Consider the following 14,751-nt stretch of genomic DNA (forward strand, 5'->3'; position numbering starts at 1 on the left):
AATGACGCTTATCGGCTGGATTCAGATCGTTCTTTTCTGCGCAATCGTGGTCGTGCTCGTGAAGCCGCTAGGCTGGTACATGACGCGCGTTTTCAATGGAGAGCGCACCTTCCTTTCGCCCGTGCTTCGGCCGGTCGAGAGGCTGCTCTATTGGGCCGGCGGCGTTGATGCAGGGCGCGAGCAGCACTGGCTGACCTACACGGTCGCCATGCTGTTCTTCCACGTCGGCGGATTCCTCATTCTCTACTTCCTGATACGCCTGCAAGGCGTGCTGCCGTTCAACCCGGCGGGCATGACCGCCGTTGCGCCAGACCTCTCCTTCAACACCGCGGTCAGCTTCATCACCAACACCAACTGGCAGAACTACGGCGGCGAAAGCACGATGTCTTACCTCGTGCAGATGCTCGGCCTCACGCACCAGAACTTTCTGTCGGCGGCCACCGGCATCGCGCTCGCCGTCGCGCTGATCCGCGGGTTCGCGCGGGCATCGATGAAGACTGTCGGCAATTTTTGGGTCGATGTCACGCGCTGCACGCTTTATGTGCTGCTGCCGATCTGTGTCGTCTACGCACTTTTCCTCGTGTGGCAGGGCATGCCGCAGACACTCGGCGCGTATGTCGATGCGACCACGCTCGAGGGTGGGAAGCAGACGATTGCGGTTGGCCCGGTGGCCTCGCAAGTCGCCATCAAGATGCTCGGCACCAATGGCGGCGGCTTCTTCAACGCCAATGCCGCCCACCCGTTCGAGAACCCGACTGAACTGTCGAACTTCGTCCAGATGATCTCGATCTTCGCGATCGGTGCAGCGCTGACAAACGTCTTCGGCCGCATGGTCGGCAACCAGCGCCAGGGCTGGGCGATCCTCGGCGTGATGGGTGCGCTGTTCATCGCAGGCGTCACTGTCGCCTATTGGGCAGAGGCGCATGGCAATGACGCGTTCACGGCAATGGGCCTTACCGGCGGCAACATGGAGGGCAAGGAAGTCCGCTTCGGCATCGTCGGCTCCTCGCTATTTGCTGTTATCACGACTGCTGCTTCCTGCGGCGCCGTCAACGCCATGCATGACTCCTTCACCGCGCTTGGCGGCATGATCCCGCTGATCAACATGCAGCTCGGCGAGATCATCATCGGGGGTGTCGGCGCCGGCCTGTACGGCATGCTGCTGTTCGTGATCATCGCGATCTTCGTTGCCGGTCTGATGGTGGGCCGCACGCCCGAATATGTGGGCAAGAAGATCGAGGCGAAGGAAGTGAAGATGGCCATGCTCGCCATCCTTGTCCTGCCGTTGATGTATCTCGGCTGGACGGCAGTGGCGGCCGTCTATCCGACCGCGGTTGCCTCGATTGCCAACCCCGGGCCGCACGGCTTCTCCGAGATCCTCTACGCTTATACCTCGCAGACCGGCAACAATGGCTCGGCCTTCGCAGGCCTCACCGGCAACATCCCCTTCTACAACATCACAGGCGCAATCTCGATGCTGATCGGCCGCTTCTGGATGATCATTCCGGCCATGGCGATCGCGGGGGCGCTCGCCGAGAAGAAGACGGTCCCGCCGTCCGTCGGCACCTTTCCGACCACAGGCGGGCTGTTCATCGGGCTGGTCGTCGGCGTGATCCTGATCATCGGCGGCCTCACCTTCTTCCCAGCGCTCGCGCTCGGACCCATCGTTGAGCATCTCGCGATGACAACCGGCACCCTCTTCCCGTTGAATTGATTGGAGTTATCTCCATGGAAACCTCGCAAATCCGCAAGCGCGTGCCGGCTTCGGCGCTGCTCGACATGAAGATTGTCGGGCCGGCCATCCGCTCGTCCTTCGTCAAGCTCAATCCTCGCCACATGGCCAAAAACCCGGTCATGTTCGTCGTGGAGACCGTTGCTGCGCTGACCACGCTCATATTCATCCGTGATCTCGTAACCGGTGGAGAGCATCTGGGCTTCACGTTCCAGATCATCTTCTGGCTCTGGTTCACGGTTATCTTCGCCAACTTCGCGGAGGCCATCGCAGAAGGGCGTGGCAAGGCACAGGCCGATTCCTTGCGGCGTCAGCGTACCGAAACCCAGGCAAAGCTGCTGACCGCCGCGGATTCGAGGAACTACAAGCTCGTGCCGAGCACCAGCCTCAAGGTCAATGACCTAGTGCTGGTAGAGGCCGGCGACACGATCCCTTCCGACGGTGAGGTGATCGAGGGCGTCGCGTCGGTCAACGAGGCCGCGATCACGGGTGAATCGGCTCCGGTGATCCGCGAATCCGGCGGCGACCGCTCTGCGGTGACCGGCGGCACGCAGGTGCTGTCCGACTGGATCCGCATGCGCATCACTGCGGCACCTGGCTCGACCTTCCTCGATCGCATGATCAAGCTGGTCGAGGGCGCAGAGCGGCAGAAGACACCGAACGAGATTGCGCTCAACATCCTGCTTGCAGGACTCACGATCATCTTCGTGTTTGCAACAGTCACCATCCCGAGCTTCGCGGCTTATGCCGGCGGCGCCATCTCGGTGGTCGTTCTTGTGGCGCTGTTCGTCACCCTGATCCCGACGACGATTGGCGCGCTTCTGTCGGCGATCGGCATTGCGGGCATGGATCGTCTCGTACGCTTCAACGTGCTGGCGATGTCGGGTCGTGCGGTCGAGGCCGCAGGCGATGTCGATACTTTGCTGCTCGACAAGACGGGCACCATCACGCTCGGCAATCGACAGGCAACCGCGTTTCGGCCGATCCGGGGCGTCTCCGACCGGGAGCTTGCGGACGCCTCGCAGATCGCCTCGCTTGCCGACGAGACGCCCGAAGGCCGCTCCATCGTCGTGCTCGCCAAGGAAAAATATGGCATTCGCGGACGCGACGTCGGCGAGAGCCATGCCAAGTTCATCCCATTCACGGCGCAGAGCCGCATGAGCGGTGTTGAGATCGGCGACACCTGGGTGCGCAAGGGTGCGGTCGAAGCCATCCTGAAATTCCTTGCCGCGCCCCAAAATGTCGCGGTGGCTGTTGGCGCTCCCCGGCCTGTATTTGCAGCGCCTAGCCAGGAGGCGATCCGTGACATCAACATGATCGCCGATGAGATCTCCAAGTCAGGCGGCACTCCACTCGCCGTCGCCCGTGATGGCAAGCTGCTCGGCATCATTCACCTCAAGGACATCGTCAAGGGCGGCATTCGCGAGCGTTTCGACGAGCTGCGGCGAATGGGCATCCGCACCGTCATGATCACCGGCGACAATCCGATGACCGCGGCTGCAATCGCGGCTGAGGCCGGTGTCGACGACTTCCTTGCCCAGGCGACGCCTGAGGACAAGCTCCGGCTCATTCGCGACGAACAGGCCAAAGGCAAGCTGGTCGCCATGTGCGGCGACGGCACCAATGATGCGCCCGCCCTCGCGCAGGCCGACGTCGGCGTCGCGATGAACACCGGCACGCAGGCCGCGCGCGAGGCCGGCAACATGGTCGACCTCGACTCCAACCCGACCAAGCTCATCGAGGTCGTCGAGATTGGCAAACAGCTTTTGATGACGCGCGGAGCGCTCACCACTTTCTCGATCGCCAATGATGTCGCAAAGTATTTCGCGATCATCCCGGCGATGTTTGCCACGCTCTATGTGCCGGCCGGTGCGCAGGCGGGGCCGCTCCAGGCGCTCAACATCATGCGCCTTGCAAGTCCCGAGAGCGCGATCCTTTCTGCGATTATCTTCAATGCACTGATCATCATCGCACTCATTCCGCTGGCCCTGAAGGGCGTTGCCTTCCGAGCGATCGGTGCAGGCCCGCTGCTGCGGCGCAACCTGCTCGTCTATGGCATCGGCGGCGTGGTCATTCCCTTTATCGGCATCAAGGCGATCGACCTCTTGGTCAATGCGCTGCACCTCGTCTGAGGAGACAGATCATGTTGAAAGAAATCCGCCCGGCCATCGTGTTTCTCATCGCACTGACGGTGATCACCGGCCTGATTTATCCACTCGCGATGACCGGCATTGCCGGAGCAATTTTCCCGTCCCAGGCGCAAGGCAGCCTCATCGAACGCGACGGGAAGGTCATCGGCTCCGAGCTGATCGGCCAGTCGTTCACGAGCGACAAATACTTCCATGGCCGTCCCTCGGCCACGGTTGGGCCCGATCCGCAGGATCCGAGCAAGACGACCTCCGTAGCTTACAATGCCGCGAATTCCGGCGGATCGAATCTCGGCCCGACCAATCGGACTCTGATCGCGCGACTTCAGGCTGATGTGGACAAGCTGAAGCAGGAGAATCCCTCTGCCCCGGTCCCTATCGATCTTGTGACTACGTCAGGCAGCGGGCTCGATCCGAACATCACGCCTGAGGGCGCCTTTTTCCAGGTTCCGCGTGTTGCCAAGGCGCGCAACCTATCGGAGGATCAGCTGCACCAACTCGTCAACGACCACGTCGAGGACAGGTTGTTGGGCATCCTTGGCGAACCCCGCGTGAACGTGCTCGAACTCAACCTTGCGCTGGATCAGATGAGTATTGGTCAATAGCAAGCGAGCCCGCGTGGGTGCTGGATGCCGGACGCGGTGCATTTCTGCCGACGTCTGGATAGAATTGAATCGGAATGCCTGAAGAGCGACGCGATTCTGATAAGCGGCCCTCGCCCGAGGCCTTGCTGGAGGCGGCCCAAAGAGAAGAGGGCCGCAGCGGCAAGCTTCGTATTTTTGTGGGGGCGGCCCCAGGCGTCGGCAAGACCTACGAAATGCTGCAGACTGCTCGCGCCCGCAAGCGGGACGGGTACGACATCGTGGTCGGCGTCGTGGAGACCCATGGGCGGAAGGAGACCGAGGCTCTCCTGGAAGATCTTGAGGTCATCCCCCGCAAGCGCATGGAGTACAAGGGACAGTGGCTCGGAGAGATGGATCTCGATGCCATAATTGCCCGACGGCCGCAGATCGTGCTCGTCGACGAGCTCGCTCACACCAACGCCCCCGGCAGCCGCCACCCCAAACGCTATCTCGACGTGCTGGAAATCCTCGACAATGGCATCGATGTCCTAAGCACGGTCAATATCCAGCACATCGAAAGCCTGAACGATGTCGTTGCTCAAATCACGCGGATTCGCGTGCGCGAGACGGTCCCAGACTCGATTTTTGATCGCGCCGATTCCGTCGAGCTGATCGACCTGACGCCCGAAGATCTCATCGCACGCCTCAAGGAAGGGAAGGTCTATGTTCCTACGCAGGCTGCACGTGCGTTGGAGCATTTCTTCTCCCCGGCCAATCTGACGGCACTTCGCGAGCTGGCGCTGCGCCGCACTGCCGAGCGAGTGGACGAGCAGCTGCTCACCCAGATGCGCGCCCGCGCCATTGCCGGCCCATGGCCCGCAGGTGAGCGTGCTTTGGTATGCATCAGCGAGGATCCGCGCGCTGCCGGTCTCGTTCGATATACGAAACGCCTCGCGGACCGTTTGCACGCTCCATGGACAGCGATTTACGTCGAAACGCGACGTAGCCAGCAGTTGAACGAGGAAGAGCGTGATCGTGTCGCGGATACGCTTCGGCAGGCGCAGAACCTTGGGGGTGAGGCTGTCACAATCCCGGGCGCCGGGCGGCGTGTGGCCGACGATGTGATTGCCTATGCGCAGGCGAACAACGTCACCCATATCGTCATCGGCAAATCCGCCCGCTCACGCTGGTTCGAAATTCTGCACGGTTCGGTCGTGCATGAATTGGTACGCAGTGCCGGCAACATCAGCGTTCATGTCATTGCCGGCGAAGAGCTTGCCACGGAGCCGATCCCGCGAAAGACGGTGAAGACAGCCGCCTCGCCCGACCGTGTGAATCCCACCGATCTGATCGCAGCCCTGGTTGCGGTCGCCGCTGCTTTGGGCATCGGTCTTTTGATCTTTCCTTGGTTCGGGATCGAGAACACCGATCTTTTGTTTCTTACCGCGGTCGTAGGTGTCGCCTTGCGCTACGGCCTTTGGCCATCGCTGGTGGCGAGCGTTGCGGCCATGCTTTGCTACAACTTCTTCTTCCTGCCGCCGGCCCATACCTTCACGATCGCCGACCCCAGGAATGTGGCTGCATTTGTCTTCTTTGCCATGATGGCTGTGCTTGTCTCGAATATGGCCGCTCGCGTGCGTGCGCAAGCGGTGATGGCAACGGGAAGAGCACGGACGACGGAGTCTCTCTACACGTTCAGCCGCAAGCTTGCCGGTGTCGGCGCGCTGGACGATGTGCTCTGGGCAACGGCCTATCAGATCGCCCTCATGCTGAAAGTTCGCGTGGTTCTGCTCCTTCCGGAGAACGGCACCATCACCGTCAAGGCCGGCTATCCGCCCGAAGACATGCTGGACGAGGCCGACCTCGCCGCCGCAAAATGGGCATGGGAGAGCAACCGCCCCGCCGGACGAGGGTCCGAAAACCTGCCCGGCGCGAAACGCCTCTTCTTGCACATGCGCACAGGTCGGGGCGCAATCGGCGTGGTCGGCATCGATACGGACAAGCCTGGCCCTATCCTTACGCCTGACGAACGGCGCCTGCTCGATGCACTGATCGACCAGGCTGCGTTGGCGATCGAGCGAGTTTACCTGGTCGAGGACATGGAGCGTGTCAGGCGCAGCGTCGAAACCGAGCGGCTGCGATCGGCCCTGCTGACGTCGATCTCGCACGACCTCAAGACTCCCCTTGCGGCGGTCCTGGGCTCCGCCGGTACACTGCGCGACCTCCGAGGCAATTTGACCGAACCGCAGAGGGCCGAATTGCTGACGACGATCATCGAGGAGGCCGAGCGGCTCAACCGCTTCATCGCCAATCTTCTCGATATGACAAAGCTCGAATCTGGCGCGGTCATGCCGAACGTCGCGGCGCACGATCTCGGCGAGATCGTCGGCAGCGCGCTGCAGCGCACTGCCCGGATCCTGGCCGACCACGAGGTCGAGGTGGAACTTGCGCCGGATTTGCCTATGTTGGCTCTGGATCCCGTGCTGTTCGAGCAAGTCTTGTTCAATCTCCTGGACAATGCCGCGAAATATGCTCCGTCCGGCACGACGGTGCGCGTTCAAGCGTGGCGCGAACGGGATTCTGTCTACCTGCAGGTGCTCGATGAGGGCGATGGTATTCCGCCCGGCGAGCTCGAGCACATCTTCGACAAGTTCTATCGCGCTCAGAAGGGCGACAGGGTAAGGGCCGGAACCGGCCTGGGGCTCGCCATCTCCCGCGGCTTTGTCGACGCCATGGAAGGCACCATTTCGGCCGCGAACCGTACCGATCGGAGCGGTGCGGTGTTCACGATCCGCCTGCCGATCCCGGACAATCCCAAGCAATTGGATACCGCTGCATGACAGCTGCCGCGCCCAAGGTCCTGGTGATCGACGACGAGCCGCCCATACGGAAGTTGCTGCGCATGGGTTTGGGCACCCAGGGATATGAAGTCCTGGAAGCGCCGAACGGGAAAACCGGCCTGGAGCTGCTGGGCCAGGATCCCACTTTGATAATCCTTGACCTCGGTCTCCCCGACATACAAGGCCTCGAGCTTCTGCGGATGATCCGTGAACGGAACGAGGGTGTGCCGATCGTGGTGCTCTCAAGCCGAGGCGACGAGGCCGGCAAGGTCCAAGCCCTCGACTTCGGCGCCGACGACTACATCACCAAGCCCTTCGGAATGGACGAGCTACTGGCTCGGATGCGTGCGGCGCTCCGACACCAGCTCCAGGTTCAGGGCGAGCGGCCGATCTTCCAGGTGGGTGATCTTTCTGTCGACCTTGTACGGCGCATCGTCAAGGTCGGTGAGCGTGAGATAAAGCTCTCCCCCAAAGAGTACGATCTATTGCGCCTGCTGGTCCAGCACGCCGGCAAGGTTCTGACTCATAAATTTCTCATGAACGAACTTTGGCGCGATCTGGCAGATACCCAATATCTGCGTGTCTATGTTCGGCAGCTTCGGCAGAAGATCGAAAAAAATCCTGAACGTCCCGCATACGTTCTTACAGAGACTGGTATTGGCTATCGGCTGCGTTCGCCGGGATGAGCTCGGACTACGACCACGTTCGATGGTCTGCGAGCGCCGCAAACGCGTGATCGAGCGCCACGCCATCCGCGCCGGTCGCTTTCCCACGCGCCCGATGGATGCGGCGGTGCAATTTATCCATGTACCGCGCGTACCGGGCGTCCCGGTCCGCGTCGTCCCAGGCTTTTCTCGATGCACGCGCCCTCGCCCTGTGCCTGAAGCGATGGAGTTCGCGTTCCGCGGCCTGTTTTCTTTCGTCGTCCGTGCCCCGCGCGGTTGCCGCGAGCAGGGAGTCGACGGCGGTATCCACCAGTTTGTCCGTGATCGCATTGTCGGCATCGAATTCCGCTTCGAGGAACAATTTGGCGGTTGCTTTGACCGCCGCTGCCCATTGCGGCCGCAGCGCTGGAAAGATCACCGGAACGGCCAAGACAATCCCCCCGATCCCGAGCGCAGTCCAAGGTCCGCCCCTCCAAACGTCTTCCAACAATGGCATGGCGAAGCCCATTCCGTGGCGATCAGCAGATTTTATGGCGCCAGTGCGGGGTCGGCAACGCCGGCGGTCAAAAAGAAGGCCGACGAGCAAGTTGACGCTGCAATCCAGAAGACCGTAAAAGGCCCCGGCGCCGGCGTTCGGGCGCAGGATGGGGCAACCGCAATCCTCAAGACAGCGCTGAAAGCAATTGCACCATGTAGTTGGATGGGTGGCCGAGCGGTTTAAAGCACCGGTCTTGAAATTCGGCTAAGCTCGTTCCTCCCCGTCCCGGCAAATCCTTATTCAGCACTTTGCGCGGGCGAATTCCCGCCCTGTCATGTCCGGTCCTGTTTTGTTCACTAGCCTCAGGAGGCGAGGAAACAACGCCCGCAACTTCGCTGAGATTTGTGCAAACGCGCCTTCATGGCCTTGGCACATCTGAAATCGAGGCGAATTTTGCGGACGTCGAGTCCGCGATGGGGGAACTTCACATTGTCCAGAATCGTAATCGCCTCCTGGCTGAGGCGCAGGAGCTCGCCCTCGACCTTCAGATGGCCCTCGCGGATATGAACGACAGGTGCAAATGCCCAGACCAATGAAGAGGCTGACGTGGCGAGCCTATTGCTGGCGCGCCCGGTATCTGGATCGCGCCGTTGCCTGCCAGTAGTATCGAGTCAGTTTGAAGCCTGAAGCCCAAGAAGATGGGCGAGATGAGCGGCTTGCTGGGCAAACCAAATGTCGATGGCATCCCGCCCACCGTTCAGACACAGGCGCCGTGTCGGAGCACAATCTGGCGGCACAATTCTTGGCACCGCGCATTCGCGGGTAAGGACTAATCAAACCTCGGTCGGTCGCTTTCTCCTGCACAACAGCACCAGGAAATTCAAGAAGGTCCAGAGCAGGGCCGGCGATCGGCGCTTGGCGAAACGCCCGGGACAGGGTATGTGCTCAGTGGTCCCGTAGCTCAGTAGGTAGAGCGGCAGATTCTTAATCTGTAGGTCACAGGTTCAATTCCTGTCGGGACACCCTCACAAAAAAGAGCCCCGCCAGCCGAAGCCTGCGGGGCAGTCTGGGCAGGAAGACGCCTAGTCGGGCGTCAGTGATCAGCTATGTCTGTCCGGACGCGGATCAGAGCAGCAACGGCGGCACCGCGCTCGCCGCGCATCAGGAGCCATCACCCATGCAACGCGGCTCTTAGCCAGCGGCGTTCATCCGAAGGTCGCCGCCGAGCGCCTCGGGCATTCGACGATCGGGATCACGCTCGACCTCTATTCGCACGTCATGCCAGGGATGCAGGCGGACGCGGCCGAACAGGTTGACGGAGCGCTACGCAGCGCGATATCTGGCGACCAACGGACAGGTGGCCGAGGGGTTTAAGGCAGAGGTCTTGAAAACCTCCGAACGGGCAACCGTTCCGTGGGTTCGAATCCCACCCTGTCCGCCATCCCGCCATTTGTCCGACCCGGAGACCTCGGTTCAACTCTTCGGTTCAACTCTTCTCCGGCTCATAGTAAGCTCGGTGCGCGAGCCACCACATCTTGTGCAGCCAATCAGCCCGGCCGGCGCAAGGCGAGGAGCCTACCCTCGTTGATTACCTCAGCGCTGCATCTGGCCGATGGCCATCGCCACGAAAGTTTCGATGTCACCAATTTCGTCAGCTAGTTCTGCTGCGGCGATCCCTGTGTTTTGGGCGCTTTGTCTAAACCGCTCGGCCAGCGGACCGGCCTGCTCGGAAACAACAGCATTGGGAGGAAGCAGGTGGGCTTTCATCCACCGCTTTACGAATTTTCTTGCAGGACCACTCATCTGCCCAAACCAATCATTCCTCCCGGGGCGACCTCCGTCAGGTTGACGCGGATCGGAACCGCGTCCCCATAACCCAGGTTGAACGACTTTGTTCCTGGACGGGATAACGGGACGAGAGCGCTTACGGAGTTGCCCTCCTGCATTGCCCAGCGAGGGCCACGTATGCCTGGCCGAAGGCAGCTCGCCTTGATGTCATTTTCGGGGTCGCACCACCGCGGGGAACACAGACGCCTGCACGGTACTGCAGAGCATCTGCCCCTCTGAGAGCGAACTGGAGATCATAGAACGCCACGTCCGTCAGGGCGGCAGCCGGGATCACGCCAGGCCAGCGGGATCGTTCTGTCAGCGTCCATTACATGAACGCCGTCGGCTGCCGCTTCGAACGGCATCTCGGTGGAGGAGGCACAAGAGCTGATCCGCAGGTATGGCAAAGATCGGAGCACGCTCGAGCGTGAGGCGAAGCGGCGCCCTAACTCCGCTACGACAGCTTGTTTTCTCGTTCGCCTTGCTCGCCGTCATGCTGGTTGAGGCCGGGTGGCTTTATGGCTTTCGGTAGTCCTGAGCGGCTGACGCAAAACCAAGGACTGGGTGATGATCTCAAAACATCTACCCCTTGAAGACCCGCTGGACGGGACTAGGGAGCTGGCCCCGTCGATTGGCGAATCGGAGCATCGTGCATGCTCAACAACCCCGTTCCTGCGAATTCATCTGACCAGGCGCGGCTGTGTTTGCCCCTGTGCCCTGCCCTGGCATGGCATTCTGGGCCTGGTGTCCGGGCGCACAGTCGCGGCTTGAACTTGAATTCTCCGGCGTCGAGCCGATTCTCGAACTGCTGATGTTCCCGCTGCCGTTTCCGATGGATCCGGTCGTAACTAAGGTGCCTCCGGTTCCGATCGCGTTGCCGGTACCGGTGGAGCCGCCGCTACCCGAGTTGTCCCCGGTTCCACTGCCGGTTCCAGTGGAGCTGGTGGCACTCGAGCTGCCGCCGGTGGCGCCGCCTGTGCCCATCGAGCCGGTGGCGCCCGAGCTGCCGCCGGTGGCGCCGCGTGTGCCCATCGAGCCGGTCGCGACCGAGCTGCCGCCGGTGGCGCCGCCTGTGCCCATCGAGCCGGTGGCGCCCGAGCTGCCGCCGGTGGCGCCGCGTGTGCCCATCGAGCCGGCGCCTGAGCTGCCGCCAATTGCGCGGCCTGTGCCTGCGGAGCCGCCAGTACCCGAGCTACCTCCAGTTTGGGCGATCGCCAGAGAGGCTGATAGGGCGATGGCTGCCGATGCAATAGGAGTCGCTTCATCATTAGAATTCTCCTTCGTCTGATGCGCACCGTGGCGCTCGGCCCTGCCAGCATCAGCGATTGGGTGTTCTGGGCGTGCGATGAAGCAACGCGATTGCTGGCTCCCGCGGTTCGTCATGTGAGCGGATCATCGACACGGGGCGGATCAGTGTCGCCCCCTGCGCAGAGGCGCCGCCTCCTCTCCCACCACGGCCGCGCTGCACCAAGGCGAAGACTGCCACCGGGCCAGCAATTCTGCTTATGCGCTGATCCGCTGCGGCCTCCAGATCGAGGTCGCAGCGAATCCGTCGCCCACCGGCGCCTCTGCTATACGCTAATGATTATGGGACTGCTGGAAGCCGGCCACGTCGTACTGGGCCACGCTCTTCGGATTCTTGGAGTTCTGCGGCTGGCTGCCTGCGTAGTGTGCTGGCGCGGTGCCATTTGGGTTGAAGGCTGAACCCGGGGCAGTGCTGGCGTGGCCCGGCGTGACACTGCCCGTCTGTGCGGTGCCGATCGTTTGGTTCGGCTGACCTGTCGTCCCGGTTACCGTGTGGACGTTACCGGCCAAAGCCAAGCCGGTGGAGGTTGCGAGCAAGGAAATGCCAAGCATCATCGACATCATGAGATGTTTCATGGCTGTTCTCCAAAGGGATGTCCAAGCGTACCGCTGACCCCGTCCTCGAGCCGCTTGAAGGCTTCACCAGGGCACGGCGGTGCCATTCACGGAAGGGCTCATTGGCCCCTCAACGCCTTCAACGCCCCCTTACCTCGCCCTATTCCCGGAAATCGCGACTATTCGCGTTCGCTGGTTACCGGCCTCTGCGGGTCCTGCCCTACCCCCTATTGCCTGTCGCCCTATCTACGGCCACGACATGCGCTCGCCGAAACAAGGCACAATCCGCATCGGTATCTCGGGCTGGACTTATGCACGCTGGCGCGGCGTCTTCTATCCCGAAGACCTACCGCATAGCCGGGAGCTTGCCTATGCCGCGCAGCATTTTCCGGCGATCGAGATCAATGGCACCTTTTACGGGCTACAGCGCCCCGAGAGCTTTGCGGCCTGGAGAGAACAAACGCCTGACTGCTTCGTCTTCGCCATCAAGGGGTCGCGCTACATCACGCATATGCTGAAGCTGAAGAACATCGAGACGCCGCTCGCCAACTTCTTCGCATCCGGCCTGCTGCGCCTCGGTCCGAAGCTAGAACCGATCCTGTGGCAGTTCCCACCGCAGATGAAGTTCGACCCTGAGCGCTTCCGATCCTTCCTCGCCCTCCTGCCGCATGATACGGGGGAGGCGGCGAAGCTGGCGCGGCGCCACGACGAGCGGCTCAAAGGCCGCGCCTGGCTGCAGAGCGACGTCGAGCAGCCGCTGAGGCACGCCGTCGAGATCCGCAACGACAGCTTCCGTGTGCCGGAGTTCATCGACCTGTTGCGCCGCTACGACATCGCGCTGGTCTGTGCAGACACTGTCGAATGGCCGCTCCTGATGGATCTGACTTCCGATTTCGTCTACTGCCGGTTGCACGGATCACAGGAGCTCTACGCGAGCGGCTATGACGACGATGCACTCGACACCTGGGCAAACCGCGTGCGCGCCTGGGCCCGCGGCGGCGAGCCCGCCAATGCCGACCGCGTGCTCGGGCCGACGAAGCGGCTCGCGAAGGGGCGCGATGTCTATGTTTTCTTCGACAACGACGCGAAGGTCCGCGCGCCGGCAGATGCGAAGGGGCTGGCGGAGCGGCTTGGGGTTAACGTGGAGGAAGCTGCATGAGCGGCAAGGCAATAGGGCAATATGGCGCAGTAGGTAGTCGAGGAGACGGCACGCGTCGCGTTCGTTCGACCGCCAGCTACCGCGTGACCACCAGTCCCTGTTGCCCCCTACTGCCTTATTGCCCTATTGCCCTTTGAATTGATACGCCTCGATCGAACCCGCCTTCATCTCGATCGAGAAGCCGGGCAGTTTAGGCGGCATATAGGCGGCATTCCTGATCTCGCAGGGATCGACGAAATGCTCGTGCAGGTGGTCGACATATTCGATGACGCGGCCGTCCTTCGTGCCTGACACCGCAACATAGTCGATCATCGAAAGGTGCTGGACATATTCGCACAACCCTACCCCGCCGGCATGCGGCCAGACTGGCAGGCCGAACTTTGCGGCCATCAGCAGCACTGCAAGAACCTCGTTCAGCCCACCCATGCGGCAGGCGTCGATCTGCACGACGTCGATCGCACCGCCGGCAATGAGCTGCTTGAAGATGATGCGGTTCTGGCACATCTCGCCGGTCGCGACCTTGATCGGGCTCACAGCCTCCCGGATCGCTCTGTGGCCGGCAATATCGTCCGGGCTGGTCGGCTCCTCGATGAAATGGGGCTTGGCGAAGGCGAGCTTCTTCACCCAATCGATCGCCTGGCCGACTTCCCAGACCTGATTGGCGTCGATCATCAGGAAACGATCTGGCCCAAGCACCTCGCGGGCGATCGTCAGCCGACGAATGTCGTCGTCGAGATCGCGACCGACCTTCATCTTGACGTGGTTGAAGCCTGCGTCGACTGCCTCCTGGCAGAGCCTTCGCAGCTTGGCGTCGTCATAGCCGAGCCAGCCCGCCGAGGTCGTGTAGGAGGCATAGCCCTCGCGCCCGAGCGTTGCGATGCGCTCCGCCTTGCCGGGCGCGGCGCGGCGCAGAATATCGAGTGCCTCGTCGGGCGTCAGTGCGTCGGTGAGGTAGCGGAAATCGACGATGCCGACGAGCTCTTCCGGGCTCATATCGGCGACCAGGCGCCAAACTGGCTTGCCGGCTTCTTTCGCCCACAGGTCCCACACAGCGTTGACGACCGCGCCTGTGGCGAGATGCATCGCCCCCTTGTCCGGACCGATCCAGCGCAGCTGGCTATCGCCGGTGATGTGCCGCCAGAAGCGGCCGGGATTCTCCTTCACCCAGTCCAGCTCGAGCCCGACGACCAGATGCCGCAGCGCCTCGATCGCAGCGCAGCAGATGTCGTTGCCGCGCCCGATCGTAAAGGTGAGCCCATGGCCTGCAAGCCCGTCGCGATCCGTGTCGAGGATGACATAGGCCGCCGAATAGTCCGGGTCCGGATTCATCGCATCCGAGCCGTCGAGGCTCTGCGATGTTGGGAATCGCAGGTCGAAGGTGCGCAGGCCGGTGATACGGGTCACTTGGTTGCTCCCGGAAGCGAGTAGGGCAATAGGGCAAAGGGCAGTAGGGGAATAAGGGAGTAAGGGAGTAGGTGAC

The 14,751-nt window shown here is 62.0% G+C and carries 11 protein-coding genes and 2 tRNA genes; 9 read left to right on the plus strand and 4 right to left on the minus strand.

All coding sequences use genetic code 11. From position 1 onward, the window contains the following. Position 1: 1 nt before the first annotated feature. The 5 genes from kdpA to SAZ10_RS14585 all read left to right on the plus strand — a co-directional run bounded on the left by kdpA (position 2) and on the right by SAZ10_RS14585 (position 7,968). Positions 2-1,714 (plus strand): potassium-transporting ATPase subunit KdpA, encoded by a 1,713-nt coding sequence (gene kdpA / locus SAZ10_RS14565; RefSeq protein WP_318609965.1) that lies wholly within the window; start codon positions 2-4, stop codon positions 1,712-1,714. A 14-nt stretch (positions 1,715-1,728) separates the two neighbouring features. Further along, complete coding sequence (kdpB, locus tag SAZ10_RS14570) at positions 1,729-3,864, plus strand: potassium-transporting ATPase subunit KdpB (RefSeq protein WP_318609966.1); 2,136 nt, start codon at positions 1,729-1,731, stop codon at positions 3,862-3,864. Positions 3,865-3,875: 11 nt separating this feature from the next. Then, positions 3,876-4,484, plus strand: coding sequence for a K(+)-transporting ATPase subunit C (locus tag SAZ10_RS14575; protein ID WP_318609967.1), 609 nt, complete (start codon positions 3,876-3,878; stop codon positions 4,482-4,484). 74 nt (positions 4,485-4,558) lie between these two features. After that, positions 4,559-7,282 (plus strand): sensor histidine kinase KdpD, encoded by a 2,724-nt coding sequence (locus SAZ10_RS14580; protein ID WP_318609968.1) that lies wholly within the window; start codon positions 4,559-4,561, stop codon positions 7,280-7,282. Next, the gene (locus tag SAZ10_RS14585; RefSeq protein ID WP_318609969.1) at positions 7,279-7,968 is read left to right on the plus strand and encodes a response regulator transcription factor; all 690 of its coding nucleotides are present in this window, start codon (positions 7,279-7,281) and stop codon (positions 7,966-7,968) included. The genes SAZ10_RS14580 and SAZ10_RS14585 overlap by 4 nt, the downstream gene beginning before the upstream one ends. A gap of 7 nt (positions 7,969-7,975) precedes the next feature. Here SAZ10_RS14585 and SAZ10_RS14590 read toward each other — a convergent pair whose 3' ends face one another. Further along, positions 7,976-8,377: a hypothetical protein gene (locus SAZ10_RS14590; protein WP_318609970.1), complete on the minus strand. Its 402-nt coding sequence runs from the start codon at positions 8,375-8,377 to the stop codon at positions 7,976-7,978. 998 nt (positions 8,378-9,375) lie between these two features. Between SAZ10_RS14590 and SAZ10_RS14595 the strand changes: the two genes are divergently transcribed. Continuing rightward, positions 9,376-9,449 (plus strand) — tRNA-Lys (locus SAZ10_RS14595). Positions 9,450-9,776: 327 nt separating this feature from the next. Beyond that, positions 9,777-9,866, plus strand: a tRNA-Ser gene (locus tag SAZ10_RS14600). Positions 9,867-10,018: 152 nt separating this feature from the next. Here SAZ10_RS14600 and SAZ10_RS14605 read toward each other — a convergent pair. Continuing rightward, positions 10,019-10,192: a hypothetical protein gene (locus SAZ10_RS14605; RefSeq protein ID WP_318609971.1), complete on the minus strand. Its 174-nt coding sequence runs from the start codon at positions 10,190-10,192 to the stop codon at positions 10,019-10,021. 787 nt (positions 10,193-10,979) lie between these two features. On the opposite strand from SAZ10_RS14605, the gene SAZ10_RS14610 reads away from it, so the two are divergent. Further along, positions 10,980-11,540: a hypothetical protein gene (locus SAZ10_RS14610; RefSeq protein WP_318609972.1), complete on the plus strand. Its 561-nt coding sequence runs from the start codon at positions 10,980-10,982 to the stop codon at positions 11,538-11,540. Positions 11,541-11,830: 290 nt separating this feature from the next. Here the strand turns inward: SAZ10_RS14610 and SAZ10_RS14615 are convergent, their stop codons facing one another. Then, the gene (locus SAZ10_RS14615) at positions 11,831-12,133 is read right to left on the minus strand and encodes an adenylate cyclase (RefSeq protein WP_318609973.1); all 303 of its coding nucleotides are present in this window, start codon (positions 12,131-12,133) and stop codon (positions 11,831-11,833) included. A gap of 238 nt (positions 12,134-12,371) precedes the next feature. Between SAZ10_RS14615 and SAZ10_RS14620 the strand changes: the two genes are divergently transcribed. Further along, positions 12,372-13,271 carry a DUF72 domain-containing protein gene (locus SAZ10_RS14620; RefSeq protein ID WP_318609974.1) on the plus strand — a complete coding sequence of 300 codons (900 nt, stop codon included), beginning with the start codon at positions 12,372-12,374 and terminating at the stop codon, positions 13,269-13,271. 123 nt (positions 13,272-13,394) lie between these two features. Here the strand turns inward: SAZ10_RS14620 and SAZ10_RS14625 are convergent, their stop codons facing one another. After that, complete coding sequence (locus SAZ10_RS14625) at positions 13,395-14,675, minus strand: L-fuconate dehydratase (protein WP_318609975.1); 1,281 nt, start codon at positions 14,673-14,675, stop codon at positions 13,395-13,397. Positions 14,676-14,751: the final 76 nt, after the last annotated feature.

Origin of the sequence: Mesorhizobium sp. BAC0120, from assembly GCF_033542235.1 — a bacterium.
Taxonomy (GTDB): domain Bacteria; phylum Pseudomonadota; class Alphaproteobacteria; order Rhizobiales; family Rhizobiaceae; genus JAWRCU01.